Genomic DNA, 19347 nt, shown 5'->3' with positions numbered 1-19347 from the left:
AGCTTGACGAAAAAGTAAGTTAATAAATTGTTACAAATGTTGACTGAAATCGTTTTCAAGTGCATAGTGATATTGGTATGGGATACTAATACATTGGTATGTTAAAAAAATGTATTGAATTATATGGGTTGAGCCGGTACTCACGGTTGAGTTAATAGGTTGTTTAGAAAGCGTTTATGGATAATTGGGATAGAACGTTTTCTCTAGTTTTCAGGGCGTATATCGAGTTTTTATTTACTAAATAGCGCCTATTTATACACATAAGAGGTAAACATTAATGACTGCACACATTAAAAAGAATAACGCACCAGTCTTCAAAAAATCGCTCATGGCACTGGCCATGATGGGGATTTGTGCGACTGCCACAGGACAAGAAGCCGACACTACTGATGCTGAAGATAGTGACTTAGAAGTAATTGAAGTCTCGGGTACACGAGCCAACCTTTTAAATGCACAAAATATTAAACGTAATTCAGCGACGGTTGTTGACTCAATCACTGCGGCTGATATTGGTTCATTACCAGATCGAAGCGTACTAGAAGCAATTCAAAGGCTCCCAGGTGTGTCAATTGAACTATTTGCAGGGCCTGATGATCCTGATCACTTTAGTGTGGAAGGTTCTGGCGCAATTATCCGGGGTTTAACCCAGACCCGTTCAGAGTTTAATGGCCGAGATTCTTTCTCAGCTAACTCCAGTCGTGGACTTTCATTCCAAGATGTATCACCTGAATTAATGGGTGGTGTGGATGTATTTAAAAACCAAACTGCTGACATGATTGAAGGCGGTATAGGCGGAACGATTAGTTTACGCACACGTAAACCATTTGATTCTCAAGGTGAAGTGTTTGCGTTTAATGTCGATTATTCCTACGGCGATAAAGCTGAAGCATGGACACCTACATTTTCTGCATTGTACAGTAATCGTTGGGAAACCGACGCAGGTGAATTTGGTTTCTTAGCTAACTATGCAAATTCAAAACTTGAAGGTGAAACCCACGGTATACAAAGTGATGCTGTTGTTGAGTATTATGCTCGTGATTTGGCTGGCGCAGGTGCATTTGCTGGTGCAGATAACAATGGCCGTGTGTGGGTGCCACAAGCATCTAATGCCTTGATGAAAACGGATGAACGTGAACGCCAAGGTGCCGCTTTAGCATTACAATTTGAAAATACAGACGAAACGTTTTTAGCCACTTTCCAATACTTACGTTCTGATTCTAGCTTAGCTTGGAACGAGAGAGCCATAAAATATCAAGGTGGTTATCAAGATATTGACCGCCGTACTATGCGTGGTTTAGAAGGTACAGAATTTAGTTTTGATGATCGTGGTGTTTTCGAGTCAGGTACTATGGTACAAGGCACGGATGGCTGGCGTTCAGGTGATGCGAATGCAAACCGTATTCCTCGTCAGTGGGGTGATAACTCAGCCAATCAATGGGGTTTAAATACTCAAATGGACAGTCGTGTCAATGATACGAGTTCACTTGTTGAAGATTTCTCATTGAACTTTAAGTGGCAAGCGACAGAAAACTTAGAGCTGATTGCTGACATACAATATATCAAAGCTGACGCAAGTAATGATGATCTAGCTGTTCACGCAAATTCATGGGCAATTCAGCAGTATGATATTACTGGTAGTACGCCTAGTTTAACATTAATTGACCCATGGAATGGTGCCCGAGACGCCAACCCAGATGCTTATCAAACCTATCCTGATGGCGCAACTAGCTCTGATTTACACGAAACGTATCCGGGGTTCAGTGGTGATCCTGCAGGCGATACAAATTACTTTGCAGATCCAACGAGTTATTGGGCACGCTCTGCAATGGATCATTATGAACGTTCAGATGGTGATTCAAAAGCATTCAGACTAGACGGCAGTTACTATCTAGAAGATGCTGGAATATTTACTATGGTTAAAGCTGGGGCTCGTTATTCAAAACGTGAGCAAACAGTGCGTCGCACAGGTTGGAACTGGGGGGCATTGGCACCTGAGTGGGGAGCCAACACTGGCTGGTTAGATCAAGTCGATCCAGAAGGTTCTACTTATGAAGCAGTTGATTGGTCTGATTTCCATGGCGGCGGAGTGGTGAATGTTTCAGGTAATCAAACACTACACATGAACGAGAACTTTATTCGTTCTCTCATGGGACCTGATGCTCCAACTAACTTTGCTGATTTTAAATCAGGTAGCGGTAGCTGGTATCCTTACCCAGGACGAGAGCAAGATCCAAACTTTAATAGTACGCTTGATGATAAATATGGCATTTTCACCCCAGGTGAAATCAATACTACTGAAGAAACCAATAAGGCCTTTTACATCAGAACTGATTTTGAATACGACGGTGACGTAAGGTTCTCTGGTAATATAGGTTTACGCTATATTGAGCTAGATAGAACGTCTTTAGGGGCGGTTACATTCCCTGATTTACAACCTACGTTTGCTGCTCCAGCTAGTTTGGACACACCATTAACACCTTCTAACGTGCTTGCTTATTTAGAAGGCCAAGTGGCTCAGGGGTTATTTCCTGATACATTGACTGCTTTGCAGTCTGAAGGCGAAGGAGGTGCACCCAATAACCAATGGATTATGGATCAGAACAATTACCTGAGCGATGAACAGTTAGCTTATGGTGATAACTCTGAGCAGCTACTTGCCGCAGATACAACCTATTCAGCTGTTTTACCTAGCTTTAATATTAAGTTTGAAGTGACAGATGATTTAATTGCTCGTTTCGGTATAGCGAAAGCTATTGCTTATCCTGATATGGGAGATGTGCGCAATAGGAATGATGTTGGGCCACGTTCACTTGAAGTAGAGCGCATTATTACTCCTCCTCCTGCAGATGGTGAAGAGCCAGTTGAGCCAACTACGGAAGAGCGTTTGATTCAAGGTGTTTCTGTTTCTGGCTGGACAAGTAGTGGCGGTAACCCATTCCTTGAGCCAATGGAATCAATTCAAACGGATTTAGCTCTTGAATGGTATTTTGCTGATGTAGGGCAATTAAGTGCTACTATTTTCCGTAAAAATTTAGACAAGTTCTTTATTCAAGGCTCTGTTTTTCAAAACATTACTAATCCAACATCTGGCGTGACACAGACTGTTGATGTGGCGACTACCCGTAATGGTGGTAAAGCGAAGATGAATGGTGTTGAAGTGGCTTATCAACAATTCTTTGATATGTTACCAGCGCCATTTGACGGTTTTGGTGTGCAAGCAACCTATACCTACATTGATGCATCAGGCGTACCTAATAATCAAATTGACATTGAAGATGAAGGTTTCTTCGGTGATGATTCAACTGATACTGGTATTCGTGTTGATTTAGATGTTATTCCATTACAAGGGCAATCTAAAGAAACTGCTAACTTAGTGGCCATGTATGAAAAAGATGAGTGGAGTGCACGTATTGCTTATAACTGGCGTTCTCGTTATCTGTTAACCACGCGTGACGTTATCAGTAAAGCGCCTTTATGGAATGAAGACAGAGGCCAAATGGATGCATCAGTATTCTATAAAATTAATGATAGTATTACTGTGGGTATTCAAGGTACCAACCTAACTGATACACAGACTAAAACCACTATGTTATTGAATAATGACTATTTAGAATCTGGACGCTCTTGGTTTGTGGCAGATAGAAGAATCGCTTTAGTTGCACGTGGTAATTTCTAATCCATTAACTTAAGTACACAACTAAAATGCGCCAAGTGAAGACTTGGCGCATTTTTTATTCATAAAAATATTTAAATAAGTGTTTTTCAGAGTATTTTTATTAATAATTTGTATAAAATTAGTCAATATAAATCTTCCAAAGAGGTCCCATGAAACGCCAAAAAGTAGTTATTTTAGGGGGAGGAAGTGCGGGTTGGATGACCGCTGCAAGTTTGTCTCGATTTTTAAATCCTAAACAATATGAAATTGTATTGGTTGAGTCTGAACAAATTGGCACTGTGGGTGTGGGTGAAGCCACTTTGCCCCATCTCAGAAGTTTTAATCAGTTATTAGGTATTGATGAAAATGAATTTATGCGTGAAACCGGCGCTACCTATAAACTAGCTATTCAATTTCCTGGATGGGGTAAAAAAGAAGGTAGTTATTTTCATCCTTTTGGTTTGAGTGGGCATGATATAAATGGTGTAGATTTTCATCATTATTGGCTAAGGCTTAATAAGTTAGGTAAAGCAAGACCATTCGATCAATACTCCATTGCAGTTGAGGCCGCTCAACAACAAAAGTTTCGTTATCCAAGTGATAACCCAAACGATATCAGTTCCAATTATGGTTATGCTTTTCATCTAGATGCCAGTTTATACGCCAAATATTTACGTAAATACTCTGAAGCCTTGGGCGTTACCCGTATAGAAGGTAAAGTGGCAGAAGTGCAACTGCATCACGACCCTAAAGCACAGGGGGAAATAGGTGATGTTGCTCGTTTATGTTTGGAATCCGGGCAGCAGATAGAAGGCGATTTTTTTATAGATTGTTCCGGTTTCATTGGTTTTGTTATCGAAAAAACTTTAAAAACTGGTTATGAAAACTGGACCCACTGGTTGCCGTGTGACCGCGCTATAGCCGTACCCACTGAGCGAATAAATAATCCCCCTCCTTATACTCGGGCAACTGCTAAATCAGCAGGCTGGCAATGGCGTATTCCTCTGCAACATCGCACTGGAAATGGCATAGTGTATAGCAGTGCTCATATGTCAGAAGGTCAAGCAGAGGACAGTTTATTACATGATGTAGAAGAATCCCCCACTGCAGATTTAAACAAGTTACGTTTTGTAACAGGTAAACGTAATAAGTCTTGGCAGCGTAACTGTGTGGCAATTGGTCTATCCGCTGGTTTTTTGGAGCCGCTAGAGTCCACAAGTTTGTATTTAATTCAAATTGCTATTCAGAAGCTATTAGAACACTTTCCTAACTCAGTAATTAATGATGTGGAACGAGATAGTTTTAATCGTCACATGGATAATGAATATCTACGAGTTCGGGACTTTATTATTTTGCATTATAAGGTGAATCAAAGGCAGGATTCGGATTTTTGGCGAGATTGTCAATCTATGTCTATACCAGACACATTATCTGAGCAAATGGCCTTGTTTGAAGAAGGCGCACGTATTAGCGCTTATAGGCATGGTTTATTTTTACCTGCTAGTTGGTTAGCTGTATATTTAGGGCAAGGATTAATTCCCAATAGTTATGATGCTCGTGTAGATAGTTTTCCAGAGCAAGCGTTGGAACAACACTTTGCCAAATTTAAGGCAACTATGACTCAAGCTGTTTCGACTATGCCAGAGCATGCACAAAGTATTTCAAAATCTGCAAAAGTTGGTCAAGGTTTATATCCTGTCGCCGTAAAAAGTTTATATGGGATAAATGCATGAGTGAAATGATCCAACGAATCGCAGTATTAGGCTCAGGTATTCAATTAACCATGAGTGTTGCAATATTGGCTAGCTCATTAAAATCCTTTAATTGCCAAATAGTCGCAGTTGAATTGCCTGAAGAGAATAATGCTAGTTCAGTTGAAATTTGCGGCCCTGAGTTTTCGCCTTTATGCAAAATATTAGGCTTAAATGAAGTGGATGTGGTTCGCCAATCTAATGCTACTTTTAGATTAGGTGATCGTTATTTAACCAAGGGCGCTGATTGGTTTGTGCCTTTTGCTCATATGGGATTAAAAGCAGAGCAAGATGACTTTGAACAAGGGCTTTTTCAATATCTAGCTAACCAAGAAAAACCAAATCTTACTGCTTATTGCGCCGCCTCGTTGGCCGCGGTAACAGGAAAATTTGCTATTGCAGGTAATGACCGAGAAGATTTACGTAAGGCCTTAGATTATGGTGTTCAACTCGATACGCAAAAGTATTTAGCTTGTTTAGCAAACGTATGCCAACAAGATAATGTGCAATGGCTGAAGTTAGATAGCACAGAAATTGAGTTTATAAATGAACAGAACTTATCTGAAATTCGTTGTATGAAACAATCAATTTGTGCCGATTTTTGGTTGGATGTAAGTCGAACTAATATTTTATCTTCTTGTCTTGAGTATGAGGTAAATCCTGACTTATTACCTGTTTCTTCAATCGCTGAATGGAGTCAAGAACACATAGAATTAACTTGCCCATACACAAAATTAATTGAGTTAGATAGCGCTTGGTTGCGTGTTGTTCACTTAAGAAATCGTACAGTATATAAACTGTATATGGTTGCAGGTTCAGAAAAAGTTGCTGACATCTCTCAACAAGCATTAGAGTTTGATATAACACTTCCTAGTAATTTAGAGTTTCGAAAAGTTAACTGTCAGTCCTTAGGATTACCATGGCAAAAAAATATTCTTGCTCTTGGAGAAGGATCATTACAGTTAGGTAACTTTGTATTTTCAGAGTTACAAGTTATTCAAGCCGCATTAGTGCAATTTATTGATTTGTTTCCCAGTTTGCCAATCGGTAAACATAACCGCTCCCATTACAATCAAGAATGGCAAAAGTTTGTCCAAGATGCTGTGGATTATTCCGATGTGCATTTTGCTTTAGGGGGGCCAAATAATGTGAATACTTCTGAGTCATTGACTCAGAGAATAAAAGTGTTTGAGCGATTGGGGCGCATAAATCCTATGCAAACTGACGCTGTGACTGAAAGCCAGTGGTATCAAATTTTATATGGTTTAGGACTAAGACCACAACTTGCTTCAGTAGTATTATCAAAGGTTGACTCTAGAAGTCTTGAGGCAGGTATGGCAAATGTTCAGCGAGCTATCGCAAGTTTGATTGGTGGTATGCCACCACATGACCAGTATTTAAATCGGTTTTACCCAATATCTTCTAGCTAGAAGTGAGCAGTATTATGAAAGATAAACGTATTAAAAAAATTATTATTGTTGGTGGAGGAACTGCAGGATATATGGCCGCAGCCGCCTTAACCAAAGTGTTATCTGCGGATAACTGCCAAGTGAAATTAATTGAGTCCGAACAAATCGGCACTGTGGGGGTAGGAGAAGCCACCATACCGCAAATTCAGCTTTATAATAAATTGATTGGATTGGACGAAAATGACTTTGTGCGAAAAACCAAAGCCACCTTTAAATTAGCTATTCAATTTTGCGATTGGGACAAACTAGGCGGTAGTTACTATCACGCCTTTGGTGATGTAGGTAAAGATATGGAAGGGGTGCAGTTTTACCACTATTGGCTAAAAATGCGTAAGCTGGGTAAGGCTGCAGGAATAGATGATTACACCCTATCTTCAATGGCATGTGAAAAACGAAAATTTATGCGCTCTATGGATGCAGGCAACTCTCCTTTATCTAATATTGCCTACGCATTTCATTTTGATGCGGGTTTATACGCATTATATTTAAGAGAATTATCTGAAAAAGCAGGCTTACAACGAGTCGAAGGTAAAGTTGTTGATACGGAGTTGAGTGATACTGGTTTTATCCAATCTGTTACCTTAGATAGTGGTGAAGTACATGAAGCTGATTTCTTTATAGATTGTTCTGGTTTTAGGGGCTTGCTAATTGAAGAAGCCATGAAAACAGGTTATGACGATTGGAGTGAATGGCTACCTTGCAACAGCGCGGTAACCGTACCTTGTGAAAATGCTGGAGATCCCATTCCTTATACTCGTTCAACCGCTAAAAAAGCAGGATGGCAATGGCGTATTCCTTTGCAACACAGGATCGGCAATGGTTATGTTTATTGTAATAAATTTACGACTGATGAAGAAGCTAAGCAAACTTTACTGGACGGCTTAGACGGCAAACCTTTGGCTGAACCAAGAGTAATTCGTTTTACAACAGGCAAGCGTAAACAGTTTTGGAATAAAAATGTGTTAGCACTTGGCTTGGCTGCGGGGTTTATGGAGCCATTAGAATCAACTAGTATTCATTTGGTTCAGGCCGCATTGTCTAAGTTATTTACTTTTTTTCCTACCTTATCTTTTGACCAAGTAGACATTGATGAATACAACCGTCAAACCGTATTTGAGTGGGAAAGAATTCGAGACTTTTTAGTGTTGCATTACCACGCCACTGAACGTGATGATTCTGAATTTTGGAAACATTGCCAGACCATGCCAATTCCCCCTGAACTGAGCCATAAAATTGAGCAATTTAAGCGTAATGGCAGAGTTGCCCGCACTGATAATGAAATGTTTAACGATCTCAGTTGGTTTGAGGTGATGTATGGGCAAGGCATTATTCCTGACTCCTATCATGCTTTAGTGGATAACTTCCCAGAAGATGAACTTGAGAGGCGTATGCAAGGCATTCAAAAAGTCATGGCAAATTCAGTAGATTACATGCCATCACATCAAACATTCATTGATAAAAACTGCAAGGCTGATTAATTTATGGCAGCAATAGTTGGCGAATGAAATGTTAGATACTAACTTTAGTTATCAAGTGCAGCATATCGGCCATGAACAGCAACCAATTTTAATCATTGATAATTTTGTTAAGGATGCGCGCAGTTTAATTGGTTATGCCATGACTAAAAATGACGTGGCGCCTGATCGTGGACATTATCCAGGTTTACGTTCCAAAGCACCTGATTTATATCAACACTTATTGGTTTCGCAATTAGCAGACTTGTTGAAAAACGTATTTAGCTTGGGTTCTGAGGACTTAAGGCGGGCTGATAGTTATTATTCTGTGGTAGCGACACCTGTGAGTGATTTGTCCGTGATCCAACAGTTAGCACATTTTGATCACCCCAAAAACGATGAGTTAGCCGTAATTCATTATTTGTGCAATGACACTCATGGTGGAACGTCTTTTTATAGGCATCGTTCAACTGGTTATGAATCTATTAATCAAGATCGTCACGAAGACTATTTTGCTATCCTAGAAAAAGATATTAATCAGTTAGGCGCAAGTCGTGAGCCTAAATACCTTAACGGCGATGATGAAATTTTTAAGCGGATATTATCGGTTCCAGCAAAGTTTAATCGAGCGGTAATTTATCGATGTTCAAGTCTGCACTCTGGAGACATCCCTTCAGATTACAAATTTGATATGAACCCTTACACTGGGCGATTTACAATTGCATCTTTTATACATAGCTAAATTTGTACAGCCAACAACAGGACTCAGTATAAGTTGAATTCACCTCGGTTTTTGTTCAGAATGGATAGGTAACAAAGAAAAGCTCTCTGCATTGATTCGCTTTCTGTATACTTCAGAAGTGAGAATTCTGCTTTCTACTTTGCATTTTCAAGGACCGTTCGTTGCTTAAACTTGTCGTTAAATGTTTATTTTCTTGGCATCAATTCCGATTAACCACATTCGTCATTGGTATATTTTTGGCATCTGCATTTATGCAGATTTCGGTTGCGCAGGAAACCACTAAAGCTTTAACTAAATTTGAACCAAAATTTGCTAATTACCTTCTCGAAATACGCACTAATGCAGATAAAGTATTAAACGAACTCTTAGCCCATCCTCCTGAAAAACAAGCTGAAAATTTATATAAAGCTCAATATTTTGCTGTATTAGGTCAAGCTTACTACAGTTTAACTTACCCGCAAAAATCACTTCTTAATGCTCAACTGGCATTAACTTTCACATCTTTGGAAACACAACCATGGTTAACCCATACTTTGCGAATTTTTGAGTCAGCGTCTTATGAAATGACCGGGCAATTTACTCAAGGGTTAGTAGGAGTAAATCAAGCGGTTGAATGGGCAGAACTAGAAGAGGAATTACCTACTTTATTGTTGGGCTTATATACCAGAGGCATAATTTCTATTAGTTTGACCAATTACGTAGCGGCTTTAACTGATTTTCAGCGGGCCTATTCGTTAGCTAATAATCAAAATACAGCCGTGTCTAGAGCTGACATAGCAGGTATGCAAGCTCAGGTATACGAGTATAGGGGAGAGCCAAGTTTAGCTATTCCCTTGTATCAAGAAGCAGAGGTTTTCCACAGAACCAATGAAAACTGGGGGGAATTGAGTATTATCTTGTATGGCTTAGGAAAAGCCAATAGAGACATTGGCAAGATAGATTTAGGTCAAGCTCAATTAGAAGAATCTTTGATCCTGGCCCAGAAGATAAATGATCAACAAGGTGTCGCGTACGCACTTAAAGATTTGGCGGTAATTAATATAGGAAAATCTAATTTTGACTTAGCTAAACAGCAACTTTTGCAAGCTTTAAAAATATTAACTGCGGCAGATAATCATCATTTGCATTTTAATATCTTGATGAATTTATCTGAACTGAGTACGCAACAGGACCAGTTAAAGTTAGCTCAGCAACATTTGTTGAATGCCCAAGAGTATCTAAATAAAGAAACTATGCCATTACAAGCTATCCATCTTGAGGAGCAAAGAGCCGCTATTCTAGCGAAGCAAGGAGATCAAAAACAAGCCTATACACTGTTACGTAAGGCCTATACGGATTATAAAAAGTATACCAATACAGAAAGCTCTGAACAGTTACATAGGTTGCGAGTAAAAAGTGAGCTTGATTTGACTCATAATCGAAATATAGCTTTGAGCCATCAGAATCAATTGCAAGAGTTGGAATTGCGAGCTCAAAAAAATGAAAAATTGAACTTGTTTATTATTATATTTTTAGCTTTGTGTGCATGTGCTTTATTAGCTGTGATCGTATATCGTTCTAGGGCACATAATAAAATGTTGAAACAGTGGGCTAGTACAGATGAATTAACTGGATTAGCTAATCGTAGACAAATCTTAGAACAATTCCAAAATCAATTAAATCTGAGCGAAAGATATGCCAGTACTTTATGTGTGGCTATGATTGATTTGGATTGGTTTAAGTTAATTAATGATAAACACGGGCATTTTATTGGAGATAAAGTCTTACAGTTGTTTGCCAAACTTTGTACTGAACATTTACGCCAAACAGATGTTGTTGGCCGAATTGGCGGTGAAGAGTTTTTAGTTTTGTTACCATGCACCAATAGCCAAGATGCTTATCAAGTGATGGAAATCCTAAGACAAAAAGCAGCTAAATTAACCCAAGAGTTGAATTTACCCTCTCTAACTATTTCTATATCTATTGGTATATCTGAATGTAAATCAGGGGATACAGTTGAGGACGTTTTTCAACTTGCTGATATTGCCTTGTATCGAGCTAAGGAAAATGGCAGAAATCAAGTTGTATTGTGTGATAGGCGAGATCAAAGTTTAATTGAATAATATACAAAGCCCGATTGATGGGTTTATCCTGACCGCTAATGTCATCGAACAACAGAATAAATCTTATCTAGAGTTTTGGTTATTGACAGAACAAGGGCCCATTCAAGCTATTACCCCTAGTCAAAAATATCTGTTTTTTATTCCGCAAACTACGCAGGAAATGGCTGCCAATCTATTGCAGCAAGCTAAGATAGAATATTTATATAAAAATTTAGAACTGACTACCTTTGACCATACACCTGTAGGTGGCCTGTATTTTGATTCTCATAAACAATTCTATAAAGCTAAGGTGTTATTAAAACAAAATAATATCCGCTGTTTTGAGGATGATATTCGTTTACCCGAACGATACATGATGGAACGTTTTATCTATGCTAGTGCTACAGTCAGTGGATTAAGTGACCAAGCAGAATTTCCCTCTGCTCAACAAAAGCCGTTTATGGAATTATCTCAAGCGCACTTAAAACCCAGCCAATATATTCCTAAGTTTAAGCTGCTGTCTTTAGATATTGAATGCAGTGAAAAAGGCCAGCTGTTTTCCATTGGTTTAGCGACTGAAGCTGAAAAGTCAGTGATTATGATTGGCCAATCAAAAGTAGCGCAAGAAGATCCAGATAAAAAACTAGAAGATTGGATTATTTGGGTAGAGGATGAAAAATCCTTATTAATAAGCTTTGTGCAAAAACTAAATGAATATGATCCCGATGTGATCATTGGTTGGAATGTAGTGAATTTTGACTTTCGCCTATTAATTAAACGAGCGGCTTTACATAATGTGCCCCTTAAAATTGGCCGAAGTGAACAAGTTATTACGTGGCGAAATGCCAGAAATGAAAGCAACCAAGGTTACGTCTCCATGCCTGGTCGAATGGTAGTGGATGGCATTGATGCTTTAAAAACGGCTACTTACCAATTTGATAGTTTTAGTTTAGAAAATGTATCGCAAAACTTATTGGGTGTGGGTAAAGACACTGAAAATGTGGACGATCGACTAGCTCAAATCCAATATGACTTTTTACATAACAAAGTTAAGTTAGCTAAATATAACTTGCAGGACTGCGAGTTAGTATTACAAATATTTGCCCATACTAAGGTGCTGGAATTTTTAACCCTAAGAAGTCAATTAACCGGCTTAGAGTTAGATCGTATGGGGGGCTCAGTTGCAGCATTTATTAATTTATATTTACCTAAATTACATAGAGCAGGTTATGTTTCGCCTAATCGGCCAGCAGATGGAGGGTTAGCTAGCCCAGGTGGTTATGTGATGGATTCTAAACCTGGTTTGTACACCAATGTGCTGGTGCTTGATTTTAAAAGCCTGTATCCGTCAATTATTCGTACATTTAAAATAGACCCTCTTGGGCTAGTTGAAGGGTTAAAACAAGATGATAATAGTATTCAGGGGTTTTTAGGTGCTAAATTTAGTCGAGATAAACACTTTCTCCCCGATATCATTACCTCACTTTGGCAACAAAGAGATCAAGCCAAATTAAATAAAGACGCAGCCCGTAGCCAAGCTATCAAAATTCTAATGAATTCGTTTTATGGTGTATTAGGCTCAGGCGGTTGTCCTTTTTATGACACTCGTTTAGCTAGTTCAATCACAATGCGTGGCCATGAAATTATGCAAGTCACGGCAAGTTGGATAGAACAAGCTGGTTACGAGGTGATATACGGCGATACTGATTCAACCTTTGTTTGGTTAAAAGGTGAATTTGATAATCAACAAGTGCAACAAATAGGCACGGCTTTAGCGGAACAAATTAATCAAAAATGGACCGAAAAAATTCAACATGAACATCAGCTAGATAGCGATTTAGAAATAGAATTTGAAACGCATTTTAGCCAATTTTTAATGCCTACTATACGAGGCTCAGAAAAAGGCAGCAAAAAACGTTATGCCGGGCTTAAGGTCAATTCAAATAGTGAACAATTAATTTTTAAAGGATTAGAAAATGTGCGTTCTGATTGGACTGACATGGCCAAACAGTTTCAATTGACCTTGTATAAAATGGTGTTCGCCAAACAAGCTGTGGAAGAATTTGTACAACAAGTGGTTGCTGATATTCGCCACGGTAAATGCGACGGCATGCTGGTATATCGAAAACGTATTCGACGTAAATTAAGTTTATATGTAAAAAATGTACCACCACATGTGCGTGCTGCACGATTGGCTGATGAAAGAAATGCCCGATTAGGCAAAACACTTAAGTATCAAAATAAAAGTTGGGTGAGTTATGTGATGACTTTAAATGGGCCTGAACCCCTCGAATACCTCAGTTCGAAAATTGACTATGACCATTATATTGAAAAACAGATCCAGCCAATTGCCGAGGGGATCTTACCTTTTATCAATAAGTCTTTTGAAAATATAAGCAGCCAACAATTAGGCTTGTTTTGAAGCAAGAAGCAACGCGTTAAAAGAATAAAAAACGGCTGCATTTTATATGAATGTAGCCGTTTTTTATTAATCTAAATTATCGGTGTCGATAAAAAATTTGCGTAGCTCGTAGCTCAGATTATTTTTGTTTAGTTAACCATACTAGTAAATCAACCATATCGTCAGGTGTCATATCTCGGGTAAAGGTGGCTTTAAATTTACCATTTACTATAAAAGACGGCACACTGCTTAAGTTTTTACGATACTGGCCAAATATTTTATTATTTTTTTGCACCATGCTGTTCACACCAAAACTATTCGCCATCTTGTCAAAATCAGCCGGCTCTACACCATTCACAATAAAGACATTTTGTAAGTCTTTTAAACTTGCAACTGATGATTTTTGAACATGGATATATTTAAAAATAGCTAGGTTTAATGCATCTTCACGTTTAAGAGCGCGACCTACCATCATAGCGCGGGTGGCTTCATCTTGCGTTTTAGGGCTGGCACTGCGCATAAAGTTAACATGAACTTTTTGGAACGAGGTACCTTCCGGTAGTTTGCTTTTAAGATTTTTCACAATGGGTTCAAAATTGTAACAATGGGGACACCAAAACGAGAAAAACTCTATGATTTCTGGTTTTGCCGTCGCGTTATCATTAATGACTTGGTAGTGCTCACCTTTTTTCCATTGTTCTTGAGCGCAGGCTTGCAAAGGAATGAATAAAGCTAACAAAGCGGTAAGTAGGATTTTTTTCATAGTTACTAAATCTCTTTAAATCAATAATTGCAGCAAGATTATCATAGCTTTAAACCTTTGCCGACTATAGATTGTAACCAGTTATAATTGTTAAGGTTTTGTTCAGTTATTTACTGTAATTGGTATTATTGGTAAAGGAATAAAAACTTAGTAATAGAAACAAAAAACGCCCCAATTTGGAGCGTTTTAAACTTAAACTAACCAATAAAGTTTAGAATACGTAGTTAGCACCAAATCTAATTAATGTAACATCAGTGTCGCTTAGGTCATTAGTGCGCTTTGTTATGTCAAACTTAAAAGCAATGTTAGTGTCATAGTCGTAGCGAAGAGTCGCTGATATTACACTACTCTCTGCAACCTGAGAGCCTAATAATGACTGAATAATGTTGTCATTAATTGCACCTGTTATTAAAGGGCTAGCAGCTTGTTCAGGTAAGGACGTTAAAGGCACACCTAATTGAGCTTGTACTCCTTGGTCCACTAGCATGCCAATTGGTGTGGCCGCAAACGCTGCAATTTGTGGTGCAGCAAATTGGGTGGCTAACATCTGGTCAACCTGGTTGCCAAATTTGGCTTGGAAAGGAGAGTCAGATTTCTCATAAGTAACTGAAGGTGTCCATGCACCCAATCGTAAACCAGCGGTTAAGTAATAGGCATCTGTTTGCGCGATAAAGGTTTCAGCTACATCTATAATTGTCATCTCTGCACCAATAAACCAATCAAATTTGTCTATTTGCACGCTGACGCCGTAGAACTCACCTTTGTCATCTTGCCATGACAATGAGTCGACTAGCCCACCAAAACCGAAAGCATTGACTAGTTCTAAACCTTGTGAGGCTGCAACCAAATCACTACTTGTCGAATTTGCAATATCTAAGGACGTTTTTGCAACCCCTGCTACAGCTCGGATTTTAAGCCAATCATAAGTGGCTTCAGCTGACAAAAGGACTAGATTATCAGCATCTAAATCCGTACCAAAAGTGGGTGCATTGAAACCACCCAATGAGGCGCTTAAGCTATATTCCCAATCTCCAGCATAGTTTGCATAGTCAAAACGAACACCTTCAATGTTATTAAATACTACGTCATAAACAGATTGAGGTGCACTTATCCAGTGATATGAATATCCTACGTCTTTAGAGGCGGAGTAATTAAACAAAGGTAACCGTAAACGACCAGCAGAAATGCTTAAGTTGTCAGTAGCACTATAGGATAAATAAGCCCATTCAAAATCAGGATCGTAGTCATTTTCACCTCTAGCTACTAGCTGACCTGTAGCTGTCATTTTTTCGTTAATATCTCCACTAATTTGAATGGCAAATAAACTTTCTGAAGAAAAGCTTATACGGTCATCATAACCATATAAAGATTCGTCTGATTCAGCCATGCCACCAATAAAGTTGGCAAAACCGTTAATTCTTACTTCTGCTTGAGCTGAAAAACAAGTAGAGGCGCATAATGTAGCTAGTGTAATAATTTTTTTCATGATTCAGTCCTCAATTAGTTTAACGGAATGGCTTTAACAGCACCGGTAACAGCACCACTATCAACATAACCCACAGCATTTTGATTATCTGCAATGACTGCAATAACCGCTGCATCGTTATCCACTTCTTTTGGCGGTATACCTTTTCCTGTAAATACTAATTTAGACCAATAAGCTGATACTTGACTTGAGCTTCTGCCTAGAGTGTCGGAATCGAAAGACCCCCTTGTGGCACTGCTCGGCACTTGGTTGATTGGAATGGCTTCTTTACCATTTGAGAACTTATTTGATTTACCTAAAAATATACGCTGGACAGTTTTTTTATCTAAAGCTGCATCGTTACTTGGGTGAACGACTAACACCACTTCTGCTAGTGAAGAAAAAGCAATAGAACAACCTAGTGTTGTGGCTATTACAGATTTATAGAATGTTTTAATGTGCATATTGCAACCCTTAAATGTGTTGATGAAAAACAACATGGAATTCATCTGACCTTACAATTTAAGTCCTACGTTTTAGATAAACCTCAATAAACATAATGAGTTACAACTACCATAGGTGTGGACCTCTCAAGCAGAGCTATTATGGCAAAAAAGTTCATTTTTAAATTCTTAATAAGGTATGTTAATTCATACCATGTTATAAGATTCATTCACCTTACTTTTTGTCATTGCTCTAGCAGTAATTTTTATTCGTAATTGTTAACTTGTTGTTAATCTTTATTTTTTAAACGAACTTCTCGTTGATGACAGGGCTAGAGATATATTTATAATTTACCCTAGATGACAACAATAGTGACTGTATCTAATACCTATATGATTTGTCTCCGTGTCATTTTCAAAGATAGCCCCAAATGAAAATTATGCTAAATTTATTTTTTAAATAATCGAATAAATACTCAATGAAATTAAATAGATAGGATTTTTGAAAGGATAGAGCTTAATTTACATGCTAATTGGAGGTTCTTGTAGAGCAGAAAATTGCTCTTTTAAAGACAATATTTGTTGCTCCCAATACTTTCCTTCGGCAAACCAAGGGAAGGCTTGAGGAAAAGCGGGATCTTGCCAACGTTTTGCTAACCAAGCCATATAATGCACCATACGCATAGCACGTAATGGTTCAATTAAAGCTAATTGTTTTGTGTCAAAAGTTTGAAATTCTTCATAAGCTTCGATTAAGGTATCCAATTGGATAAACTGTTGCTGGCGATCACCTGATAACATCATCCATAAATCTTGTACTGCTGGGCCCGAGCGGCAGTCATCTAAGTCAACAAAAGTTGGGCCATCACGCCATAAAATATTGCCAGGGTGACAATCCCCATGCAATCTAATATTTGAGTCACTTGTATACTGTGATTGGGTGAGTTCAACCACTTGTTCTAAAATTGTATAAAAAGCCTGATGTAAACTTGCAGGGATCAGTGGGCTATTTTGCAATTCACCTAGTGGGATGATTAGGTGCTCTTCTATACTGATTTGTGGGCGGTGAACAAAACATTTACTTTTAGCCACAGTATGTATTCGTCCAATAAATCTGCCCATCCATTCTAAATGGTCTAAGTTATCCACTTCAAATTGTCTGCCGCCTACTGACTTAAAGAGTGCAAAATTGTAGCCTTGGTATTGATGTAAAGATTGTCCATTAGTTTGTATAGGTGGCACCACTGGAATTTCGTGGTTAGCTAATTCAATTGAAAAATCATGCTCTTCTTGAATTTGTTGCTGGGTCCAGCGTTGTGGTCGATAAAATTTGACTACATATCTAAGTTTGTCTTCAGCAATAAATTGATAAACTCGGTTTTCGTAACTATTTAAGGCTAATAGCCCTGAATCCACTCTAATGCCCGTAGATTCGATTGCATCTAATATTAGGTCGGGGGTTAATCCTGAAAAATCGAAATTATTCATAAATTTGGGTACAGGAATTTGCTTTTCTCTGTCACTTGTTGAATATCTTTGGCCTCATCTGTAGTGGTTAATACAAAGCTAAACTCGGTTACTGTTTCAGCTAGGTTTTTCGGATGAATCGCTATGCTAACTGGTAGGTTTAATATTTCGCCACTATTCACTGTCACTTGTGTTTCGCCAATAAACTGATGGCCATCTAACCCTTGAATTGAAATATTGTATTGATGTGAATGCTGAGATTTGTTTAATATTTTCAGGGTGTAGACGTTCTCAATTAAACCAATACCCGTTTCACGATAAAGAGAATTACGATCTCGAATAATATCAATACCCAAAGGTTTACGAGATACAATCTCAAATACTAATAAACCAGTCATTAATACCAAAACAATAGCGTAGCCAATTAATTTAGGCCTAAATATTTTTGTGGTACCGCCAGCTAATTGATGTTCTGAAGTAAAACTGATCAAGCCTTTAGGGTAATTCATTTTTTCCATCACCCCATTACAGGCATCTACGCAGGCGCCACAATTTATACACTCATATTGCAAACCATTGCGGATATCGATGCCTGTGGGACAAACTTGTACGCACAAATTACAATCAATACAGTCACCTAAGCCTTTTTCGGTATTTTGTTCACGGCTGGCTTTTCTGCCTCGTGGTCCTCTGTGTTCCCCACGTTTGCTGTCGTACGCAACTGTAAAGGTGTCTTTGTCAAACATAGCAGATTGAAATCGAGCATAAGGACAAATATGTAAACACATAATTTCACGCATCCAGCCAGCATTACCGTAGGTACACACAGTGAATATTATGATACTTAGGGTTGCCCAAAAGCCTGAGTTAAAGGTGAAAAATTCAATTAGTAAATAATCTATAGGGGTGAAATAACCAACGAAGGTAATTGAGGTGAATAAAGCGATGGAAACCCAGACTATATGTTTTAATGTTTTCCGCCATATTTTGTCAAAGTCAGCCTTACGCTGATCTAATTTCATACGTTTATTACGGCTGCCTTCTATTTTTTCTTCAAACCAAACGTATAAAAAAGTCCAAGTAGTTTGTGGACACATAAACCCACACCAAACCCTACCAGCAAAGGTAGTAACAAAAAACAAAGCAAAAGCGGATACCATTAATATCCAAGCTAAAAGGGTAAGGTCTTGTGGCCATAGAGTTAGACCAAAAATATTAAATCGTTGAGCGCCAATGTCGAATAATATTGCTTGGTGCCCTTCATATTGTATCCAAGGTAGAATGGCAAATACGCCAAGAAACCATAATCCTAAGACCCGTCGGATATTTTCCAACATACCTGTTACGGCACGCACATAGATTCTGCTTCTAGGGTTGTAAGCATTGTCATGTTTACTTTTATCAGGACGGTGAACTTTTACAGGTGAGATATTTTTGACTGGAATGCGCTCACTCATTTGGGATCCTTGATAAATCTGCTTACTTAAACTTTGGACTGTTGAACTTGGGTGTATAAATATTATACAGCTTGCTGAAAAAAGCATACATCAAAGTTCTACAGCTCCTAGTATATCAGTTAGTTATATCAATCCGTAGTGATAATCTGGAGTGGTGTAAAAATTAATGATTGTGCACCGAGTTATCAATAGTTATCAA

12 protein-coding genes are annotated in these 19347 nt (G+C 38.5%); 7 read left to right on the top strand and 5 right to left on the bottom strand.

Features of this window, described 5'->3' with window-relative positions; genetic code table 11:
* The first annotated feature begins 277 nt into the window (after positions 1-277).
* The 7 genes from L0668_RS11640 to L0668_RS11610 all read left to right on the top strand — a co-directional run bounded on the left by L0668_RS11640 (position 278) and on the right by L0668_RS11610 (position 13574).
* Positions 278-3676, top strand: a complete 3399-nt coding sequence (locus L0668_RS11640) for a TonB-dependent receptor (protein ID WP_235312756.1) — start codon at positions 278-280, stop codon at positions 3674-3676.
* A 149-nt stretch (positions 3677-3825) separates the two neighbouring features.
* Positions 3826-5388, top strand: coding sequence for a tryptophan halogenase family protein (locus tag L0668_RS11635; RefSeq protein ID WP_235312755.1), 1563 nt, complete (start codon positions 3826-3828; stop codon positions 5386-5388).
* Entirely contained in the window at positions 5385-6836 is a 1452-nt protein-coding gene (locus tag L0668_RS11630) for a tryptophan 7-halogenase (protein WP_235312754.1), read from the top strand. Before L0668_RS11635 ends, L0668_RS11630 begins: the two co-directional genes overlap by 4 nt.
* Positions 6837-6850: 14 nt before the next feature.
* Complete coding sequence (locus L0668_RS11625; RefSeq protein WP_235312753.1) at positions 6851-8353, top strand: tryptophan halogenase family protein; 1503 nt, start codon at positions 6851-6853, stop codon at positions 8351-8353.
* A 28-nt stretch (positions 8354-8381) separates the two neighbouring features.
* Positions 8382-9071 (top strand): DUF6445 family protein, encoded by a 690-nt coding sequence (locus L0668_RS11620; protein WP_235312752.1) that lies wholly within the window; start codon positions 8382-8384, stop codon positions 9069-9071.
* 161 nt (positions 9072-9232) lie between these two features.
* Positions 9233-11173: a diguanylate cyclase gene (locus tag L0668_RS11615; protein ID WP_235312750.1), complete on the top strand. Its 1941-nt coding sequence runs from the start codon at positions 9233-9235 to the stop codon at positions 11171-11173.
* A gap of 1 nt (position 11174) precedes the next feature.
* Entirely contained in the window at positions 11175-13574 is a 2400-nt protein-coding gene (locus L0668_RS11610) for a DNA polymerase II (RefSeq protein WP_235312802.1), read from the top strand.
* Positions 13575-13692: 118 nt separating this feature from the next.
* On the opposite strand, the gene L0668_RS11605 is transcribed toward L0668_RS11610, so the two are convergent.
* The 5 genes from L0668_RS11605 to ccoG all read right to left on the bottom strand — a co-directional run bounded on the left by L0668_RS11605 (position 13693) and on the right by ccoG (position 19148).
* Complete coding sequence (locus L0668_RS11605) at positions 13693-14316, bottom strand: thiol:disulfide interchange protein DsbA/DsbL (protein ID WP_235312749.1); 624 nt, start codon at positions 14314-14316, stop codon at positions 13693-13695.
* Positions 14317-14527: 211 nt separating this feature from the next.
* Positions 14528-15802, bottom strand: coding sequence for a porin (locus L0668_RS11600; RefSeq protein WP_235312747.1), 1275 nt, complete (start codon positions 15800-15802; stop codon positions 14528-14530).
* A 14-nt stretch (positions 15803-15816) separates the two neighbouring features.
* The gene (locus L0668_RS11595; protein ID WP_235312745.1) at positions 15817-16245 is read right to left on the bottom strand and encodes a type 2 periplasmic-binding domain-containing protein; all 429 of its coding nucleotides are present in this window, start codon (positions 16243-16245) and stop codon (positions 15817-15819) included.
* A gap of 501 nt (positions 16246-16746) precedes the next feature.
* Positions 16747-17712, bottom strand: a complete 966-nt coding sequence (locus L0668_RS11590) for a serine/threonine protein kinase (protein ID WP_235312743.1) — start codon at positions 17710-17712, stop codon at positions 16747-16749.
* Entirely contained in the window at positions 17709-19148 is a 1440-nt protein-coding gene (ccoG, locus tag L0668_RS11585; protein ID WP_235312741.1) for a cytochrome c oxidase accessory protein CcoG, read from the bottom strand. Before ccoG ends, L0668_RS11590 begins: the two co-directional genes overlap by 4 nt.
* Positions 19149-19347: the final 199 nt, after the last annotated feature.

This window comes from Paraglaciecola algarum (assembly GCF_021532655.1).
In the GTDB taxonomy this organism is placed as follows: domain Bacteria; phylum Pseudomonadota; class Gammaproteobacteria; order Enterobacterales; family Alteromonadaceae; genus Paraglaciecola; species Paraglaciecola algarum.
The sequence above is the reverse complement of the archived record's forward strand: the minus strand, read 5'-3'. Positions and strand labels throughout refer to the sequence as shown.